Raw genomic sequence first — 17,651 nt, forward strand, 5'->3', positions numbered from 1 at the left:
GTCACCTCCGGACATGCCCCGTGAACGCGCGCACATAACCCCTACTTGTAGAGCAACCTGCCCATCCGGCGAGAGGCCACGTACAGGCCGACCGCCAGCATCGCCAGCAGGTAGAGCACGTCGAGCAGCCAGAGCCAACCGCCACTGCCCAGCGTGACCCCCCGGATCAGGTGCACCGACCGGTACAGCGGAGTGACCTCGACGAGCCAGTGCAGCAGCGTCGGGTAGGCCTGCGCCGGCACGAAGGTGCCGGAGAAAAGGAAGAGCGTGAACTGGGCGGAGCCCATCAGGTCGAAATCCTGCCAGCTCCGCATGAAGGTGGAGATCGCCATGCCGAGCGCCCCGAACGCGAACCCGACAAGCACCGCGGCCGGGAAGGCGGTCAACGCCCGGGTGACGCTGGTCAGGTCCAGCGCGACCATCACCCCGAGGAACGCCGCCGAGTAGGCGCTGCCCCGCAGCATCGCCCAACCCAACTCGCCCACGGCGATCTCGAACGGCCGTACCGGGGTGGCGATCATCCCGTCGTACAGCTTCATGTACTTCATCTTGCCGAAGAAGTTGAAGGTGGTCTCCGCGAGCGCCCCGGTCATCGCCGAGGAGGCCAGCATCGCCGGGGCCACGAACTCGGCGTACGAGACCAGCCGCCCGTCGGGCAGCGGCAGGTCGCCGATCAGCGCGCCGACGCCCACCCCGATGGAGAGCAGGTAGAGCAGCGGCTCCACGAAGCCGGAGAGCAGCAACAGCCAGTAGACCGACTTCAGCGCCGCGACGTTGCGCCCGACCACCGATGCCGACCGCCGGGACGCGGCGGAGACGTCGACCAGCCGGGGCAGGATCAGCGTGACCACGACACCCTCTCTGCTTGCTCCTCAGACGACGAGTTGCTCTTCAGACGACGAGCTTGCGACGGAACGCGCGCACCGCCAGCAACCAGCCGGCGACCGCCCAGGCGACCAGGTAGAGCAGGTGCCCGACGACCGACCACTGTGGGGCGACGCCGAGGGTGGCCGCGCGGCACAGGTCCACGGCGTGCCACAACGGTGTCGCGTACGCCAGCCAGCGCAGTGCCTCGGGCAACGACTCGACCGGGAAGAACACGCCGGCGAAGAGCGTCATCGGGATGACCGCGAACCGGAACAGCATCGCCAGCCAACTGTCGCTCGACACCGACGCCGCGTACGCGAAGGTCGGCGCGGCGACGGCCAGCGCGAGCAGGGCGACCACCGGCAGGGTGGCCACCGCCCACGGCGACCGCAACGCCCCGAACAGCCCGGTGACCAGCAGGAACGCCACAATCGTGGTGAGCACACGGAACAGCACGAACGCCAGGTGCCCGGCCACGATGTCACCCACCCGCAGCGGCGACGCGCCCTGCGCGAAGTAGGTCCTGACCCACTGGAAGTTGCTGAACACCGGCCAGGTCGAGTCACCGACCGTCACCTGGAGCGCGGTCGAGGCGATCAGCCCGGGGACCAACCAGTCGAGGTAACGCACCCCGCCGACGCCCTGGTCGATGTAGGCGCCGACGCCCACCCCGAACCCGAGGACGGTCAGCACCGGCAGCAGGAACGACGAGAACACCCCGGCCCGCCAGGTGCGCCGCAGACCCACCAGGTAGTGCTCGAACACCGCGTAAGCCGGCACCCAGGGGAACCGCGCCGATCCCGTCACACTCACCCGATCACCCCGCCCGCCGCGCCGGCCACCACGACCTGTCTACCCAAGGGGTACGACAGACCGCCGGTCACCCTACGACGACCCCGCCGACGTGTCGCCCGGGTTTCGCGCGGTCGGCCTGGGCCCCGTTGATCGACTCGGTTTTCAGGAATTCGCGGTGTCAGAGCCGCCCCAACACCCCGACTTCCTGAAAGCCGAGTGGATCTGGACCGCGTGGCAGCTACCTACCGGCGGACGGAGTCGGACCCGACGAACGCGCGCCACGTGTCGGGCGCGAAGACCAGCACAGGGCCGGTCGGGTCCTTGGAGTCCCGGACGGCCACCAACCCAGGCAGGTTGCTGGCAACCTCCACACAGGCACCGCCGCTGCCGTTGCTGCGAGTGCTCTTGCGCCACCGGGCACCGGTCAGATCCATGTCTCCGCCACTTCCGCGATCAGGTCGAGGGACTGCTGCTGCGATAGTGCCTCACCACGGATCGACTCCCACACCTCGACCATCTGCCGGACATACTCGGCGCGGTCGATGACCTGCCCGTGACGCTGCCCGTCCAGGAAGACCACATCTTCACCGGTGGCTGCGGTGGCGATCACGAAGGGACCATCGAGCCCAGCGTACGCACCTGCGAACAGCGGCACGACCTGGATTCGGACCCGGGGCAGGGCCGAGCCGAGCTTCACCAGGTGCCGCAACTGCTCACGCATGACTTCCGGCCCGCCGACGTGGCGGCGCAGCGCGTACTCGTCGACGACCACGCTGAGCAGCGGCGGCCGGTCCCGGGTGAGCACGCCCTGCCGATCGAGCCGGGCGGTCACCTGCTGCTCGACCTCGTCCGCCGCGAAGAGTCCGGCACCGGCCAGGATGGCGCGGGCGTACCCCTCGGTCTGGACCAGGCCCGGCACGTAGAGCGGCTCGTACCACCGCAGCGCTGTGGTCTCCTGCTCAATGCCGGCCCAGTCGCGGAACCAGGGCACCACCGCCTCACGGCTGATCCGCCGCTGGATGCGCTCGAACCGACCGTCGGCTGAGAACACGGCGTCACAACGGCGGGCGAAATCCAGACTCGGCCGGCGCTCGGATGTCTCCACCTTGGCGACCAACGCCCCGGAATAGCTCAACGCCTCGGCCAGCGCCGTCTGCGACATCCCACTGGCGGCCCGCGCCAGTCGCAACTCCTCGGCGAAGTGCTCCAGCATGGACGAACTCTCCACGGACAACCCCCGTACATTCCCGTACCGTGCCGGGCCGATTGCCGTACGCGCTGGTCGTCGGCGTGCGGAACCTCCCACAGTAGTCGGGCCCTCAGCAGACTGTCACGCAGCGGAACCGCTCACGGGATCCAGACGGCGGGCGGAACCAGGCCGGGAGCGCCCCGTGACCCCCCGATCCGGGGCGCTCCCCTCCCCACCCCCGATGGAGGTTCCCTCGTGCGACTGACCTGGTCGGCTTGTCACAGCGGCGGGCACTGATGCCCCGGTACCGCCCGCACGTCGCGGCCCGCCCGTCCTGGCGCTGCCGGGTCTGCGGGGCGGCGTGGCCCTGCTCACCGGCCCGGCTGGCACTGCTGGGCGAGTACCGAGAGGACCGGGTCGGCCTGCTCGTCTACCTCGCCACGTTGCTCTACGAGGCGGCCGGGGACCTCGCCGGGCACGACGGGCTGACCGACCGCTTCCTCACCTGGGCCAGAGCCCGTTGAGCCGCAACCGCCGGCAGATCAACGGTGGCGGCACTGTCAACGATCAGTCGCGGGCGGTCAGTCGACCAGGGTGCGGCCGGTCAGGTGCAGGAAGACATCCTCCAGGCCGCTGCGCCGGACCAGCACGTTCGCCGGCTGGAGCCCCAGCGCGGCGACTTCGGCGACCGCCGCGTCGCCGTCGGGCACGTAGAGCAGGACCCGGTCGGGCAACACCTCGACCCGCTCCCCCAGCCCGTCGAGCTTGCCTGCGAACGGTTCCTGCGACTCGGCGGTGAAACGCAGCTCGACCACCTCGCGGGTCGAGTGCTGCTCGATCAACGCGCGGGGCGAGCCCTCGGCGACGATCCGGCCGCCGTCCATCACCACCAGCCGGTCACAGAGCTGCTCGGCCTCGTCCATGTAGTGGGTGGTGAGCACCAACGTGACGCCCTGCTGCTTGAGCCGGAACAGCCGCTCCCACACCAGGTGCCGGGCCTGCGGGTCCAGCCCGGTGGTCGGCTCGTCGAGCAACACGATCTCCGGATCGTTCACCAGCGCTCGGGCGATGGTCAACCGACGCTTCATGCCACCGGACAGCGGCTCGACCTTGCTGTCGGCCCGTTCGGTGAGCTGCACGAAGTCGAGCAGCTCGGCGGCGCGCTCCCGGGCCGCCCGGCGGGAGATGCCGAAGTAGCGGGCGTAGACGGTCAGGTTTTCCCGGACGGTCAGCTCCGGATCGAGATTGTCGAGCTGGGGGCACACCCCGAGGCGCGCCCGGATGGCCGGCCCGTCAGCCACCGGATCCATGTCGAGGATGCGCAGCTCACCCGCGCTGGGTGGGGAGATGCAGCCGACCATCCGCATGGTGGACGACTTGCCCGCACCGTTGGGCCCGAGGAAACCGAACGCCTCGCCCGGGCGAACCTCGACGTCGATGCCGTCCACGGCGGTGAAATCGCCGAACCGCTTCACCAGCCCGCGAGCCTGAATCAGTGGTCGCCCCGAAGTCACCGCCCGACCCTAACCGCCCGGTCCGACACCCCTCCACGCAAATATCCGCCGGCGACCGGCCGATCACAGTGGTTTCCGTACCACCGACGGCGAAACGCCGATCGATGCCCCACCCGTCAGCCAATCGACGTGTATCGTCCTTCCGTGCCGCCCATCAGCTCGCCCGATGGTTCACAGTCACGTGCCCGACCAGCCAACTCTTCCGTTGACGGGCCCGCAGCGAGCCCCGGCGGGCCACCCCGACCGCGATCTGAAGCCGAGCCGAGCGACCCGAGCGTCGCCGAGCAGGCGACTCGGGACCTGGCCGCCCAGTTCGAGGACGAGAAACCAGGGCGGGTGCTCTCCGGGCCGGCGGGTCTGCTCCTCACCGTGGCGGCGCTGGCGGTCGGCGCTCTCGCCCTGTGGCAGGTGTTCCGCCCCCTGTCGCAGGGCAGCAAGTATTACCTGATCATCTTCCTCGCCGGCGTACTCCCGCTGGTCTTCCTCGCCTACCCGTCCGACCTGCGGCTGCCGGCCCGCCTACGCTCCCGGCGACCACGGGCCGACCGCGCCGAGGCCACCGGGAGCGACAGCGACGGGCGCGTCCCGGCACCCGCGTCGACGCGGCCCACAATGACCGACTGGGCTCTGAGCGCCCTGGCGGTCGCGGCCTGCCTCTACCCCGTCCTCCCGATCCGGATCGGCAGCGGTGGCGGCGGCTACAACGCGTTCCTCGACCGGCAGGGCCTGCTGGCGGCGACGGATCTGGTGCTGGGCACCGTCCTGCTGCTCCTGCTGCTCGAAGCGTGTCGACGTGCCACCGGTTGGATCCTGCCGGCGGTCTGCCTGCTGTTCCTCGGCTACGGCTACTACGGCGGGTTGTTGCCGCAGTCCTGGCCGGTCGCGCACGCCGGGCTCGACTTCAGTCAGCTGGTCGACGCGTTCTACAACTCCGACAGCGGCTTCTACGGCACGCCGCTCGACGTGGCCGCCTCGTACATCGTGCTGTTCACCATCTACGGCGCGGTGCTGGAGTTGTCCGGCGCCGGGCGGTTCTTCGTCGAGTTGTCGGCCGCGGCGTTCCGACGGTCCCGGACCGCAGCCGGCCGGACGGCGGTGGCCTCGGGTTTCCTGCTCGGCACCGTCTCCGGCTCCGGCGCGGCGACGACGGTGAGCATCGGCGCGGTCACCTGGCCGCTGCTGCGCCGCGCCGGCTACCCGCCGGAGCGGGCCGGCGGCATGCTGGCCGCGGCCGGGGTGGGCGCGATCCTCTCCCCGCCAACCCTGGGTGCGGCGGCGTTCATCATCGCCGAGTACCTGGGCGTCTCGTACCTCCAGGTGCTGGGCTGGGCAACGGTACCGACGGTGCTCTACTACCTCGGCATCCTGCTCGCCGTGGAGATCGACGCCCGCCGTTCGGGCGTACGCCCGGTGGTGATCGACGTCGGCTCGCCCTGGCGGCTGCTGGCCCGGTTCGGCTACCACTTCGCCTCGCTGATCGCCATCATCGTGTTCCTCGCCATCGGTGTGTCCGCGACGCGGGCCGTCGTGTTCGCCATCGTCCTCGCCGTCGTGCTCTCCTACCTGGACCGGGCGCACCGACTCACCCCGGGCCGGCTGGTGACCGCGCTCGTCACCGGCGTACGCGGCGTCCTCGCCGTCACCGCGGTCTGCGCCGCCGCCGGCATCATCACGGCGACCACCACGAAGACCGGCCTCGGGCCGCAGGCGGCGGCGCTGCTGATCGGCGGGGCGCAGGCGGCCACGTCGGACCCGACCCTGGTGCTGGTGCTCACCGCGCTGCTCGCCGCCGTCGCGCTCAGCCTGCTGGGCCTGGCCGTTCCGGTCACCGCATCGTTCGTGATCGGTTGGGTGATCGTCGGTCCGGCCCTGCTCGACCTGGGCGTCACCGCGCCGGCGGCGGCGATGTTCGTCTTCTACTTCGCGGTGCTGTCCGAGGTGTCCCCACCGACCGCGCTCGCCGCGGTGGCCGCCGCCGCGGTCACCGGCGGCCGGCTGGTGCCGACCATGTGGCAGACCCTGCGGTACGCGCTGCCGGCCTACCTGACCCCGATCGCGTTCGTCATCACGCCGGCGGGGCTCGGCCTGCTCGGCATCGGTGGCGTCCAGCGGATCGCCTTCGCCGCCGGCGTCACAGCGCTCAGCGTGGCGGTGCTCGCCGTCGCCGCCGGTGGCTGGCTGCCCGGTGTGGGCCGGGCCGGCGTACCGGAGCGGGTGCTGGGCGCTCTCGCCGGCGTCACATTGCTCTGGCTCGAACCCGTGCCGGTCACTGTCGGCGCAGCGCTGGCCGCCGTGGCGGCGGCGGGCGTGTTCGTTAGACGCGGCGCCGCCGGCCGGTCAACGTCCGGATCACCAGCAAATCCTGTGGAGGAACAACTGTGAGACGAATCGACGTACGGCTCGCGGCGGGCCTGAGCGCGCTCGCTCTCGTCGCGGTCGGTGCCGCGGGTTGCGGAGGTCAGCAGGGCGGCGCGGCCACTGACGACACGGCCAGCGAGGTCACCTGCGAGGTGACCAAGGAGACCCGCGTCGGCATCGCCACCGGCAACGCGACGGGCGTCTACTACGTGGTCGGCAACGCCCTGGCCGGGCAGCTGTCCGGAGCGACCGGCGGCAAGCTCACCGGCACCGCCGCCGAGACCGGCGCCTCGGTGCAGAACGTCGAGCAACTGGTCGGTGGCCAGTACGACGTGGCGTTCTCGCTGTTCGACACGGCGGTCAACGCGGTGGAGGGCAAGGGCAGCTTCACCGCGCCGCAGCCGGTGCAGGCGCTGACCCGCATCTACGACAACTACACGCAGGTGGTGGTCCGCAACGACTCCGGGATCACCTCGGTCGCCGACATGCGCGGCAAGCGGATCTCCACCGGCTCACCGAAGTCCGGCACCGAGGTGATCGCGAACCGGCTGTTGCAGGCCGCCGGTCTCGACCCGGCGAAGGACATTCGGGCGCAGCGACTGGACCTCACCAAGACTGTCGAGGGGATCAAGGACGGCAGCGTCGACGGCTTCTTCTGGTCCGGTGGTCTGCCCACCGGTGGCCTCACCGACCTGTTCACCACTGCCGGCGACTCGGTGAAGTTCGTCGACATCTCGCCGTTGCTGCCGAAGATGACCACGCTGAGCCCCGGCTACCAGGAAGGCACGATCGGCCGGGACGCGTACAAGACGGCGAGCGACACCCCGACCATCGTCGTGCCCAACGTGCTGCTGGTCCGCAAGGACCTTGACGCCAACGTGGCCTGCGCGATCACCCGGACGGTGTTCGACAAGCGCGACGCTCTGGCCCAGGCCAACCCGGCGGCCAAGGGGATCTCGCTGGAAAAGGCCCGCCGGACCCTGCCGGTGCCGCTGCACCGCGGCGCCGAGAAGGCGCTGAACGACCTCGGCGCGAACTGACCCGACCGGTCAGCCGTCCGCCGGAGCGGTGGCGGCGCGGGCCACACCGACCAGCCGGTCGGTGTCGGCGAGCACTGCGTCGTCGTCGGTCGGAGTGCCGGGGTCGAGTCGGACCGTCCAGGTCAGACCGTCGACCCCGGCCACGCGTCGGGCCGCGACCCGCGCCGCGCCGCCGGGCACCGGCTGGTGCTCGGTGTACGCGACCGAACGGGTCACCCGGGCCCGCACCTGGTGCGGCAACTCCCCTGGGTCGAGCAGCAGGTACGTCTCGGCCGGACCGTCGGCGACCACCGTGTAGCCGTCGCGCTCGACGACGGGCTCGGCGGGGGTGACTGTCAACTGCCGGCCGGACCAGACCGCCTTGAGGATGGTGTGCCAACCGAGCCGGTGCCCTCGACCGGGCAGCCACAACCCGAGGTTGGTGGCGACCACCACCCCGTCGCCCTCACCGTTGCCGGCGGCGGCCCAGGCCACCACCCGCTCGTCGGCGGTCAGCGGCGGCCGGTCGGCCGGCGGCAGCTTCGGCTTGCGGCTGAACAGTCCCATCTAGAGGCCTCCCGCAGCCTGCTCGCGCAACGCCCGGGCGTGCTGCTCCAGGGAGAGCAGCTCACCGAAGGCGGCGAAGTACTCGTCCTTGTTGTTGACCGGGTTGATTCGCTGGATGCGTGACTTGAGGTCCCGGACCCGGGCGGTCACCGACCCGAACTGCACCCGGGCCATGGTGATCGACACGTAGCGCGGGTCCGGTTCACCGTCGATCCGCAGTGGTTCGACGGCCAGCTCACCGACCAGCGCCGCTGCCGCCAGGTCCTCGCAGGCGTCGCGGACCGACTCGATCCAGACCGCGCCGCCGGTCGCCGACGCGGCACCACCGGCCGCCGCGATGGCCGTACGCACCGCGACGTGCACCGGGTGGCGGTATTCGGTGGCCTCGACCGTGTCGAACATCGGCCCGGCCAGGACCGGTTGCTGGAGGGCGAGTTTGAGCGCCTCCCGCTCGACCATCGACTGCGGGCTGTCCACCGCCGGCGAGATGTTCTTAGCAGGTCGTGGAAGTCCGGCGACCACGCCACCGTTAGCCCTGTCTGCAGCCTTGAGAATTACGCGGACCTCTTCCGGATCAACGCCGGTGATATGGGACAACTCCCGGAGGTACTGCTCACGCAGGTCCCAGCGCCTGATTTTGAGCATTTGCGGAGTAATGGCACGCATTGCTCCAGTCCGACCTTCGGCCGTGTCGAGCTCATAGTGGCTGGCGATGCTGCGAAGCGCGTAGGTCAGCAGCGGCTCTCTGGACGCGACAAGGTCTCGAACAGCGAGATCCCCCTTTTCCAGCCGCAACTCACACGGATCCATGTTGTTTGGACTGACCGCAATGAAAGTTTGCGCCAGGAATTCCTGATCATCCTCAAACGCCCGCATGGCTGCCTTCTGGCCAGCGGCGTCACCGTCGAACGTATAGATGATCTCACCAGAGTGGGCGCTGCCATCGAGCACTAGCCGCCGCAGAACCCTGATGTGGTCGGCACCGAAGGCGGTGCCGCAGGTCGCCACCGCAGTGGTCACCCCGGCCAGGTGACAGGCCATCACGTCGGTGTAACCCTCGACGATCACCGCCCGACCCTGCTTGGCGATCTCCCGCTTGGCCTGGTCGATGCCGTAGAGCACGTGCGACTTCTTGTAGATCGGCGTCTCGGGCGTGTTCAGGTACTTCGGGCCGTCGTCGTCATCGAAGAGCTTGCGCGCACCGAAGCCGATCACGTCGCCGGCGAGGTCGCGGATCGGCCAGAGCAGCCGGCGACGGAACCTGTCGATCAGGGTGCCGGAACGGGACTCCCGGGACAGCCCGGCGGTGACCAGCTCCTGGTGGGTGAAGCCCTGCTGGCGCAGGTGCTTGGTGAGCGGGTCCCAACCCTCCGGCGCGAAGCCACAGCCGTAGCGCTCGGCGGCGGCCCGGTCGAAGCCCCGGCGGGCCAGGAACTCCCGTGCCGCCCGCGCGCCGGCGGTGCTCAGTTGCGCGCTGTAGAACTCGACGGCGGCGGCGTGCGCGGCGACCAGGCGCTGCCGCTGACCCTGCTGCGGGCGGGGCCGCGGGGTGCCCTTGTCGTCCTCGATGTAGCGCAGTTGGATGCCGGCGCGGCCGGCCAGCCGCTCGACGGACTCCACGAAGCTGAGGTGGTCGGCGTCCATCAGGAACTTGATCGCGTCCCCGCCGGCCCCGCAGCCGAAGCAGTACCAGACGTTGCGGGCCGGGGACACGTTGAACGACGGACTCTTCTCGTCGTGGAACGGGCACAGACCCTTGAGGTTGCCGCCGCCGGCGGACTTCAGGGTGACCGTCTCGGAGATCACATCCCCGATCGAGGTGCGTTCCCGGACCAGTGCGATGTCCTCGTCCCGGATCCGCCCAGCCATGCGCCACCCCCTCGCCGTACATCCTGCCCTGCCGGACCGACGACACGCCGGCCGGGGGACGCCGGTGTGGCGGCGGCCGCTGCCGGCTGGGCGGTTCCGGCCCGCCGGCCGGGTCCGCGCGGGGACCATGACCAGATGCGCCGGGTACGTAGCCAAGCCCCCCGCCTGCCAAGATGGCTGGCCGGGCGGGTCGGGCTACCCGATCAGACCCCGGGTGCGGACGAGGCCGGACACCGGCACGCCACCTGGCTGGAACTCTTCCTCGACCTCATCTTCGTGTACGCGCTGGCGGCGGTGGTGGCTCGGCTGGGTAACGAGCCGAGCCCGTCGCCGACCGACGTACTGGCCGTGATCGGGCTCTTCGTGGTGATTCAGTGGGCCTGGATGGGACAGGTCTACTACGACACGCGGTTCGATCCGGACGACGCGCTGCACCGGGTGCTGGTGCTCGTCGCGCTGGTGGGCGCGGGCGCGATGACACTCGGGGTCGACGAGGTGCCGGAGAGCGTCCTCCTGCCCATCGGGTACCTGATCGTGCGGGGTGTGCTGCTCCTGCTGTACCTACGGGCCCGTTCCACCAGCCCGATGGCCCGGATGGTGACGACCATCTACCTGATCGGCTTCGGGTCGGGCTGGTTGATCTGGTTGGTGTCGCTGATCGTGCCCACCGAGCTGCGGCCCGTCCTGTGGATCGTCGCCATGGTGATCGAACTGTCCACGCCCTGGGTCGGGGCGCGTTGGCTCAACCGCTGGCCGGTGGACAACAGGCACCTGCCGGAACGGATCGGCCAGTTCACCATCATCGTGCTGGGTAGCGCGCTGGCCAGCCTGCTCTTCGCCGTGCCGGACCATCCCCCGCCCCACATGATCCTCACCGCCGCGTTGGCCTTCCTGATCCCAGCGGCCGTCTGGTGGGTCTACACCACATTCGTCACCACCCGCCTTCTCCAACGCCGGCTGCGCGGCGGGCAGGCGTACAGCTACCTGCACATTCCGCTCGGCGGTGCGCTGCTGCTGCTCGGCTGGTCACTCGGGCAGGTGGTCCGGCTGGTCGACGACAACGCCAACCACCTGCCGCTGGAGTTGCGGCTGCTGCTCGGCGCGTCGATGGTGATCTGGACGCTCTGCGGTCTGGCGCTGTACTGGCTGTGGACCCGGCCGAGCGCCGCCCGGTTCGCGATCGCCGTCTACGGGGTGGTCTCGGTCTCCCTGGTCACCGTGACGGTGCACCAACCGAGGCTGATGCTGTCGCTGCTCTCCCTGGCCGTCGTCGGGTACGCCGTCCTGGTCAGCCGGCGACTGGCCAAGGCCGGCCAGGCGAATCAGACGCCCGAGGGCTGAGCGGCGCTCAGGCCACCCGGGCCGGCTCGGCGACGCTCGTCTCCTCGGCCGCCACCTGCTGGTTCCAGTCGGCCTTGGTGGAACGCCAGCCCTCGTCGTCCATGCCACGCCGCCAGTAGCCGGAGATGGAGAGCTGGTCGAGGGGTACGCCCCGCTCACCGCGCAGCAGCCGGCGCAACTCCCGGACGAAGGCCGCCTCGCCGTGCACGAAGGCGTGCACCTGGCCGGCCGGGAACTCCAACGCGCGTACCGCCGCGACCAGCGCCTCGCCCACCGGGCGTTCGCCACGGTGCAGCCAGGTCAACTCGACCGCCCCGGGGCTGAGCAGCTTCTGCTCCTCCGCCGGGTCGGCGATCTCCACGAAGACGTGGGCCGGGGCACCCAGCGGAAGGCGCTCCAGCGCGGCGGCGATCGCCGGCAGGGCGCTCTCGTCACCGACAAGCAGGTGCCAGTCCGCGTCCGGGTTCGGGGCGTACGCGCCGCCGGGGCCGACGAAGTGCACCGGATCGCCGGGACGCAGCGCGGCGGCCCACGGGCCGGCCAACCCCTCGTCGCCGTGGTGCACCACGTCGACGGTCAGCTCCCCGGCCAGCGGATCCCAGCGCCGCACGGTGTACGCGCGCAGCCGGGGCCACTGCTCCCGGGGCAGGTCCCGGCGGATCGCGGCGAGGTCCAACGGCTGCGGGTACGCGACGTTCGGCTGCGGGAACACCACCTTGATGTAGTGGTCGGTGAACTCGCCCACCGGCAGGCCGACCAGTTCGTCCCCACCGAGGACGAGCCGGATCAGGTGCGGGGTGGGACGCTCGGTGCGCAGCACCCGGGCCGAAGTGACGTTCCTGGGGCGTTCCGTCATGTCAGTTAGGTTAGCCTAAGTTGGCTCATGGTCGGCCGGGGGTGTCCCCTTGCCGACCAGGCGGGTGTGCCAGGTCACCGCCGCCGGGTCGGTGAGCGAGGCGACCTGGTCGATCACCACCCGCAATCTGGCCCGGTCGTCCGGGGCGGCCCGCCACAGCGGGACGAAGATCGGGTCGAGCCCCTCCGGGGCATGCCGGACCAGCGCGGCGACCAACTCCGCGAGCATCGTCCGCTGCCGCTCGTAACGGCCCCGGAAGCCGCTGCGACGCATCACGTACCGCAGCGCTATGCCCTTGAGCAGCGCGCACTGCGCCCGCACCAGGCGGGGCACGACCAGGTCGGCGGCGTAGCGGCGGTGCGGGCCCGGACCGAAGCGTTCCTCCGTCGCCGCCACCGCGGCGGACACGAACAGCCCGGTCACGCCGCTGGTGGTGGCCTTCAACGCGACCTGCGCGCGATGGCTGCCGTCGTAGCCGGCGAGCGGGGCGAGCAGCGGACCGGCCAGCAGGTCGACGAGCACCTCGGCCAGGTCCGCCTCGGACTCCCCGGAGTAGGCGGCGGCCACGTCGGCGCAGAGCGCGGCCCGCTCGTCGGCGTCGGTGAGCAGCGGGTGCAACGTGACATAGCCGCCGTGGATGCCGTCCTCCACGTCGTGCACCGAATACGCGACGTCGTCGGCCCAGTCCATCACCTGGGCCTCCAGGCAACGCCGGTCGCCGGGTGCGCCGGCCCGGATCCAGTCGAAGACGGCCGCGTCATCGGCGTACACCCCGAACTTGCGCTCCCCCGGCCGGCGCGGCCAGGGGTACTTGCCGATCGCGTCCAGCGACGCCCGGGTCAGGTTCAGCCCGGCGGACGAGCCGTCCGGGGCGATCACCTTTGCCTCGAGGCGGGTCAACACCCGCAGGGTCTGCGCGTTGCCCTCGAAGCCGCCGCACGGCGTGGCGAGCAGATCCAGCGCAGCCTCGCCGTTGTGCCCGAACGGCGGGTGCCCGAGGTCGTGCGCGAGCCCCGCGACGTCCACCACGTCCGGGTCGCAGCCCAGCCGGGAACCCATCTCCCGGGCGATCTGGGCCACCTCCAGCGAGTGGGTCAGCCGCGTACGCAGGAAGTCGTCGGTGCCGGCGGTGTGCACCTGGGTCTTGGTGGCCAGCCTGCGAAACGCCGCCGAGTGCAGCACCCGGGCCCGGTCGCGCTCGTACGGCGACCGGCGATGCCCGGTGTCCTTGGGCGGCTCCTCGACCAACCGAGCTTCCGCCGCGTCACTCCTCTCGCGCATGCAGCACGCAGAACTCGTTGCCCTCCGGGTCGGCCAGCACCGTCCACTCGACGTCGCCCTGACCGATGTCGACGTGCCGGGCGCCCATGTCGACCAGGCGCTCGACCTCAGCCTCCAGATCGGCGGGGCGCAGGTCGAGGTGCAACCGGTTCTTGCGCTCCTTACCCTCGGTCACCGGCACGAAGACCAGGCCGGGCAGGCGGTCGGCGGACTGGCGGATCTCCACCTCGTCGGGCTTCTCGGTGACGACCTGATAGCCGAGTGCCTCAGCCCACCAACGGGCCAGTCTGGCCGGGTCGCGGGCGTCGACAGTCAGGCTCTCCCAGACACTCGTCATGCAGTCACCTCTTCCCGTTCGACGCGGCGCCCAATCGGCCGTGTACGAGCGAGCCAAGGTTACGCCCGCCACCACTGCCCGACCCGCTCACGACGCATCGATGAATGGCACACAACCACCGATTGGCCCCCAGTTGCCGACCGATCGCCGAGGGTTACGGTCTCGCGGTCGGAAGTCGCCACCGGTAGCGTTCCCAGCGCGGAACGTGACCAGCCGACTGACACGCAGAGCCGACCGGTGAGGGGTAACGCTCGTGGACGCAGACACGGTGATGGGACCGGAGCTACGCGGGCTGCGCCAGCGCCGACCCGACATCGCGGGCACGGTGCTCGCGGGCACCGACGGCCTGCTCATCTCCAGCGACCTACCCAGCACCGACGCCACCCATCTCGCCGCGCTCGCCGCCGCGAGCTTCGGGCTCGGGCACCGGGTGGCCGACACCGTCCGGCATGGTGAGTTCCGGGAGTCGGTCGTGTGCACCACAGCAGGCTGCGTGGTCACCTATCCGGCCGGGCGCAGCGCCCTGCTGACCCTCGTCACCGCGTCGGCGGCAGACGACCTGGAGGCGCTGCACGAGGAGGCACGGGTGGTGGCCCGTCGGGCAGGGTCGTTCCTGGACATTCGCGGCACGGGCATCGGCGCGACAGCCGTTCCGGACGCGCACGCCCCGCTGGCCACGCGTACCCCGATGGCGACCCTGCCGGCGCAGTTGCGCCGCTCGTCCCGACCGACCTGGCGTCGTCCGCCGATCTGAACGCCGACGGCGGCCCGGTGACCAGGCCGCCGCCGGCGTGCGTCAACGGCTGTCCGACCCGCCGGTCTCCACGACCGCCCGGCCGGCCTCCAACCGGGCCACCGGCACCCGGAACGGTGAGCAGGACACGTAGTCCAGGCCGACCTCGTGGAAGAAGTGCACCGAGTCCGGGTCGCCACCGTGCTCACCGCAGACACCGAGCTTGAGCCCGGGGCGGGCGGCCCGGCCCTCCTCGGCGGCTATCCGCACCAGCCGGCCGACACCGTCACGGTCGATCGACTCGAACGGCGAGATGCCGAAGATGCCCAACTCCAGGTAGCGCCAGAAGAACGCCCCCTCGACGTCGTCGCGCGAGAAGCCCCAGCCCATCTGGGTCAGGTCGTTGGTGCCGAAGGAGAAGAACTCGGCGGCCTCGGCGATCTGCCCGGCGGTCAGGGCCGCCCGGGGCACCTCGATCATGGTGCCGATCAGCACCTCGACGCCACTGTCCCCGACCACCTCGGCAATGATCTTCTCGGCCTCGGCGCGAACCGTCTCCAGCTCCTGCACCGCCCCGACCAGCGGCACCATGATCTCCGGTTTCGCCGCCCCGCCGCCGCGGGCACAGCTGACCGCCGCCTCGGCGATGGCGCGGACCTGCATCGCGAACAGGCCGGGGATGACCAGGCCGAGGCGTACACCACGCAGCCCGAGCATCGGGTTCTCCTCGTGCATCCGCCGGACGGCGGCGAGCAGCGCCTCCTCCTTGGCCACGTCCTCGCCGCGTTCCTGCGCGACCGCCACGTTGACGGCGAGCTGCTCCAACGGCGGCAGGAACTCGTGCAACGGCGGGTCGATGAGCCGGACGGTGACCGGCAGGCCGTCCATCTCGCGGAAGATCTCCTCGAAGTCGGCCCGCTGCAACGGCAGCAGCGCCGCCAGCGCCGCCTCCCGCTCACCCGGGGCCCGGGCCAGGATCAGCCGCTCGACCAGCTCCCGCCGGTCGCCGAGGAACATGTGCTCGGTGCGGCACAACCCGATGCCCTCGGCGCCGAAGCGCCGGGCCCGGGCGGCGTCCGCGCCGGTGTCGGCGTTCGTGCGGACCGCCAGCCGCCGCTTCCCGTCGGCGTGCGTCATGATCCGGTGTACGGCCCGGACCAGCGCGTTGTCGACGTGCTCGGGGTCGAGGCTGCCCTCGAAGTACTGCACGACCTCGGAGGGCATGACCGGCACCTCGCCGAGGTAGACCTTGCCGGTGGTGCCGTCGATGGACACCACATCGCCCTCGGCGACGGTCTGGCCGGCGACAGTGAACCGCTTCGCCGGCACGTTCACCTCGATCTCGTCGGCACCGGAGACGCAGGTCTTGCCCATGCCCCGGGCCACCACCGCGGCGTGGCTGGTCTTGCCGCCGCGCGAGGTGAGGATGCCTTTCGCGGCGATCATGCCGTTCAGGTCGTCCGGGTTGGTCTCCCGGCGCACCAGGATCACCGACTTCCCCTCGGCGGCCAGCTCGACGGCTCGGGCGGAGGTGAACACCACAGTGCCGGACGCCGCGCCCGGCGACGCGCCGATGCCAGTGGCGACCGGCTGGAACTCGTGGTCGAGCTGGAAGCGCGGGAACATCAGCTGGGCCAGTTGCGCGCCGTTGACCCGGTGCAGCGCCTCGTCCAGGTCGATCAGGCCCTCGTCGACGAGCTGCCCGGCGATGACGAACGCGGCGGCGGCAGTGCGCTTGCCGACCCGGGTCTGCAACATCCACAGCTTGCCGCGTTCGATGGTGAACTCGATGTCGCAGAGGTCCTTGTAGTGCTCCTCCAGCCGGGCCATGATGCCGAGCAGCTCGTCGTAGGACGCCTTGTCGAGCTGCTCCAACTCCTGCAACGGCACCGTGTTGCGGATGCCGGCGACCACGTCCTCGCCCTGCGCGTTGGCCAGGTAGTCGCCGTAGATGCCCTGCGCCCCGCTGGCCGGGTCACGGGTGAACGCGACACCGGTGCCGGAGTCGGGCCCGAGGTTGCCGAAGACCATCGTCACCACGTTGACAGCGGTGCCCAGCTCGGCCGGGATGCGCTCCTGGCGGCGGTAGAGCACGGCGCGCTCGGCGTTCCACGACTCGAAGACCGCCCGGATGGCCAGGTCGAGCTGTTCGCGTGGCTGCTGCGGGAACTCCCGGCCGGTGTGCTTCAAGAAGATCTTCTTGTACGCGTCGACCAGCCCACGCAGGTCGTCGGCGTCCAGATCCAGGTCGTTGTGGGTGCCCTTGGCGTGCTTGGCCTCGTCGAGCGCGTGCTCGAACTCCTCGCTCGGCACCTCGCAGACGGTCTTGCCGAACATCTGGATGAGTCGCCGGTAGGAGTCCCAGGCGAACCGCTCGTTGTTGCCGGCCTGGGCTGCGAGTCCTTCCACGCTCTGGTCGTTGAGACCGACGTTGAGGACGGTCTCCATCATGCCGGGCATGGAGAACTTGGCACCGGAGCGGACGGAGACCAGCAGTGGGTCCTGCGGGTCACCGAGGCGCTTGCCCATCGCGCGCTCCAGCGACTCCAGGTGCGCCTCGATCTGACCGGCGAGCCCGTCCGGCTCCCGTCCCGTCGCGAGGTACGCCTGGCACGCCTCGGTGGTGATGGTGAAGCCGGGCGGAACGGGCAGGCCCAGATTGGTCATCTCGGCGAGGTTTGCCCCCTTGCCACCGAGCAACTCCTTGAGCTCCTTGTTGCCTTCGGAGAAGTCGTAGACGTACTTGTGATCGACGGTCTCTTGCGCTGCCACCAGAGCCTCCACAACACACGCGCCGGATTGACACTTAACGAAGGTTCAGTTTTCTTCTTCCCCGGGACGGACCGCCGGTAATCCCGGGGTCAACGTCGATCGGTGGGCGAAGGTTAAGCGACCATCGAGTGACCTGGGACCGTTCGGTGACAA

The 17,651-nt window shown here is 70.5% G+C and carries 16 protein-coding genes; 5 read left to right on the top strand and 11 right to left on the bottom strand.

From position 1 onward, the window contains the following. Window positions 1–41 precede the first annotated feature (41 nt). The 4 genes from ACFYPG_RS29475 to ACFYPG_RS29490 all read right to left on the bottom strand — a co-directional run bounded on the left by ACFYPG_RS29475 (window position 42) and on the right by ACFYPG_RS29490 (window position 2,875). Entirely contained in the window at window positions 42–851 is an 810-nt protein-coding gene (locus ACFYPG_RS29475; protein WP_387354540.1) for an ABC transporter permease, read from the bottom strand. Window positions 852–891: 40 nt separating this feature from the next. Then, window positions 892–1,680: an ABC transporter permease gene (locus ACFYPG_RS29480; protein WP_387354541.1), complete on the bottom strand. Its 789-nt coding sequence runs from the start codon at window positions 1,678–1,680 to the stop codon at window positions 892–894. 224 nt (window positions 1,681–1,904) lie between these two features. Continuing rightward, window positions 1,905–2,096, bottom strand: coding sequence for a DUF397 domain-containing protein (locus tag ACFYPG_RS29485; RefSeq protein ID WP_355009803.1), 192 nt, complete (start codon window positions 2,094–2,096; stop codon window positions 1,905–1,907). Then, a complete protein-coding gene (locus ACFYPG_RS29490) occupies window positions 2,087–2,875 on the bottom strand; it encodes a Scr1 family TA system antitoxin-like transcriptional regulator (protein ID WP_387354542.1) in 789 nt (262 codons plus the stop codon). Before ACFYPG_RS29490 ends, ACFYPG_RS29485 begins: the two co-directional genes overlap by 10 nt. A gap of 272 nt (window positions 2,876–3,147) precedes the next feature. Between ACFYPG_RS29490 and ACFYPG_RS29495 the strand changes: the two genes are divergently transcribed. Further along, the gene (locus ACFYPG_RS29495; RefSeq protein ID WP_355009805.1) at window positions 3,148–3,375 is read left to right on the top strand and encodes a flavin reductase; all 228 of its coding nucleotides are present in this window, start codon (window positions 3,148–3,150) and stop codon (window positions 3,373–3,375) included. Between the two features lie 57 nt (window positions 3,376–3,432). On the opposite strand, the gene ACFYPG_RS29500 is transcribed toward ACFYPG_RS29495, so the two are convergent. After that, entirely contained in the window at window positions 3,433–4,365 is a 933-nt protein-coding gene (locus ACFYPG_RS29500) for an ABC transporter ATP-binding protein (protein WP_355009806.1), read from the bottom strand. 336 nt (window positions 4,366–4,701) lie between these two features. Here ACFYPG_RS29500 and ACFYPG_RS29505 point away from each other — a divergent pair, with 336 nt between their 5' ends. Both ACFYPG_RS29505 and ACFYPG_RS29510 read left to right on the top strand, forming a co-directional pair. Beyond that, window positions 4,702–6,747, top strand: coding sequence for a TRAP transporter permease (locus tag ACFYPG_RS29505; protein WP_387354543.1), 2,046 nt, complete (start codon window positions 4,702–4,704; stop codon window positions 6,745–6,747). Continuing rightward, window positions 6,744–7,763, top strand: coding sequence for a TAXI family TRAP transporter solute-binding subunit (locus ACFYPG_RS29510; protein WP_355009808.1), 1,020 nt, complete (start codon window positions 6,744–6,746; stop codon window positions 7,761–7,763). Before ACFYPG_RS29505 ends, ACFYPG_RS29510 begins: the two co-directional genes overlap by 4 nt. A gap of 9 nt (window positions 7,764–7,772) precedes the next feature. Here ACFYPG_RS29510 and ACFYPG_RS29515 read toward each other — a convergent pair whose 3' ends face one another. After that, complete coding sequence (locus ACFYPG_RS29515; RefSeq protein WP_355009809.1) at window positions 7,773–8,309, bottom strand: hypothetical protein; 537 nt, start codon at window positions 8,307–8,309, stop codon at window positions 7,773–7,775. Next, window positions 8,310–10,178, bottom strand: a complete 1,869-nt coding sequence (gene dnaG / locus ACFYPG_RS29520; RefSeq protein ID WP_387354544.1) for a DNA primase — start codon at window positions 10,176–10,178, stop codon at window positions 8,310–8,312. It lies immediately after the preceding gene. A gap of 135 nt (window positions 10,179–10,313) precedes the next feature. Between dnaG and ACFYPG_RS29525 the strand changes: the two genes are divergently transcribed. Further along, window positions 10,314–11,519 carry a low temperature requirement protein A gene (locus ACFYPG_RS29525; RefSeq protein WP_387354545.1) on the top strand — a complete coding sequence of 402 codons (1,206 nt, stop codon included), beginning with the start codon at window positions 10,314–10,316 and terminating at the stop codon, window positions 11,517–11,519. Between the two features lie 7 nt (window positions 11,520–11,526). Here ACFYPG_RS29525 and ACFYPG_RS29530 read toward each other — a convergent pair whose 3' ends face one another. The 3 genes from ACFYPG_RS29530 to ACFYPG_RS29540 are packed head-to-tail and all read right to left on the bottom strand — an operon-like array spanning window position 11,527 to window position 13,993. Further along, window positions 11,527–12,375 (bottom strand): siderophore-interacting protein, encoded by an 849-nt coding sequence (locus ACFYPG_RS29530; RefSeq protein ID WP_387354546.1) that lies wholly within the window; start codon window positions 12,373–12,375, stop codon window positions 11,527–11,529. A gap of 15 nt (window positions 12,376–12,390) precedes the next feature. Beyond that, entirely contained in the window at window positions 12,391–13,656 is a 1,266-nt protein-coding gene (locus tag ACFYPG_RS29535) for a deoxyguanosinetriphosphate triphosphohydrolase (protein WP_387354547.1), read from the bottom strand. Next, entirely contained in the window at window positions 13,640–13,993 is a 354-nt protein-coding gene (locus tag ACFYPG_RS29540) for a VOC family protein (protein ID WP_387354548.1), read from the bottom strand. Before ACFYPG_RS29540 ends, ACFYPG_RS29535 begins: the two co-directional genes overlap by 17 nt. Window positions 13,994–14,246: 253 nt before the next feature. Between ACFYPG_RS29540 and ACFYPG_RS29545 the strand changes: the two genes are divergently transcribed. After that, window positions 14,247–14,747, top strand: coding sequence for a roadblock/LC7 domain-containing protein (locus tag ACFYPG_RS29545; RefSeq protein WP_355009814.1), 501 nt, complete (start codon window positions 14,247–14,249; stop codon window positions 14,745–14,747). 42 nt (window positions 14,748–14,789) lie between these two features. Here ACFYPG_RS29545 and ppdK read toward each other — a convergent pair whose 3' ends face one another. Beyond that, on the bottom strand, window positions 14,790–17,498 hold the full coding sequence (gene ppdK, locus ACFYPG_RS29550) for a pyruvate, phosphate dikinase (RefSeq protein WP_387354549.1): 2,709 nt from the start codon (window positions 17,496–17,498) through the stop codon (window positions 14,790–14,792). Between the last annotated feature and the right edge of the window lie 153 nt (window positions 17,499–17,651).

The organism is Micromonospora sp. NPDC005553 (assembly GCF_042871765.1).
Lineage (GTDB): Bacteria > Actinomycetota > Actinomycetes > Mycobacteriales > Micromonosporaceae > Micromonospora.

Bases quoted from the DNA above. Each gene is read 5' to 3' on its own strand.
- ACFYPG_RS29485 (WP_355009803.1), bottom strand. From the start codon at position 2,096: ATGGATCTGACCGGTGCCCGGTGGCGCAAGAGCACTCGCAGCAACGGC.
- ACFYPG_RS29490 (WP_387354542.1), bottom strand. From the start codon at position 2,875: ATGCTGGAGCACTTCGCCGAGGAGTTGCGACTGGCGCGGGCCGCCAGT.
- ACFYPG_RS29495 (WP_355009805.1), top strand. From the start codon at position 3,148: ATGCCCCGGTACCGCCCGCACGTCGCGGCCCGCCCGTCCTGGCGCTGC.
- ACFYPG_RS29515 (WP_355009809.1), bottom strand. From the start codon at position 8,309: ATGGGACTGTTCAGCCGCAAGCCGAAGCTGCCGCCGGCCGACCGGCCG.
- dnaG (WP_387354544.1), bottom strand. From the start codon at position 10,178: ATGGCTGGGCGGATCCGGGACGAGGACATCGCACTGGTCCGGGAACGC.
- ACFYPG_RS29525 (WP_387354545.1), top strand. From the start codon at position 10,314: ATGCGCCGGGTACGTAGCCAAGCCCCCCGCCTGCCAAGATGGCTGGCC.
- ACFYPG_RS29530 (WP_387354546.1), bottom strand. From the start codon at position 12,375: ATGACGGAACGCCCCAGGAACGTCACTTCGGCCCGGGTGCTGCGCACC.
- ACFYPG_RS29535 (WP_387354547.1), bottom strand. From the start codon at position 13,656: ATGCGCGAGAGGAGTGACGCGGCGGAAGCTCGGTTGGTCGAGGAGCCG.
- ACFYPG_RS29540 (WP_387354548.1), bottom strand. From the start codon at position 13,993: ATGACGAGTGTCTGGGAGAGCCTGACTGTCGACGCCCGCGACCCGGCC.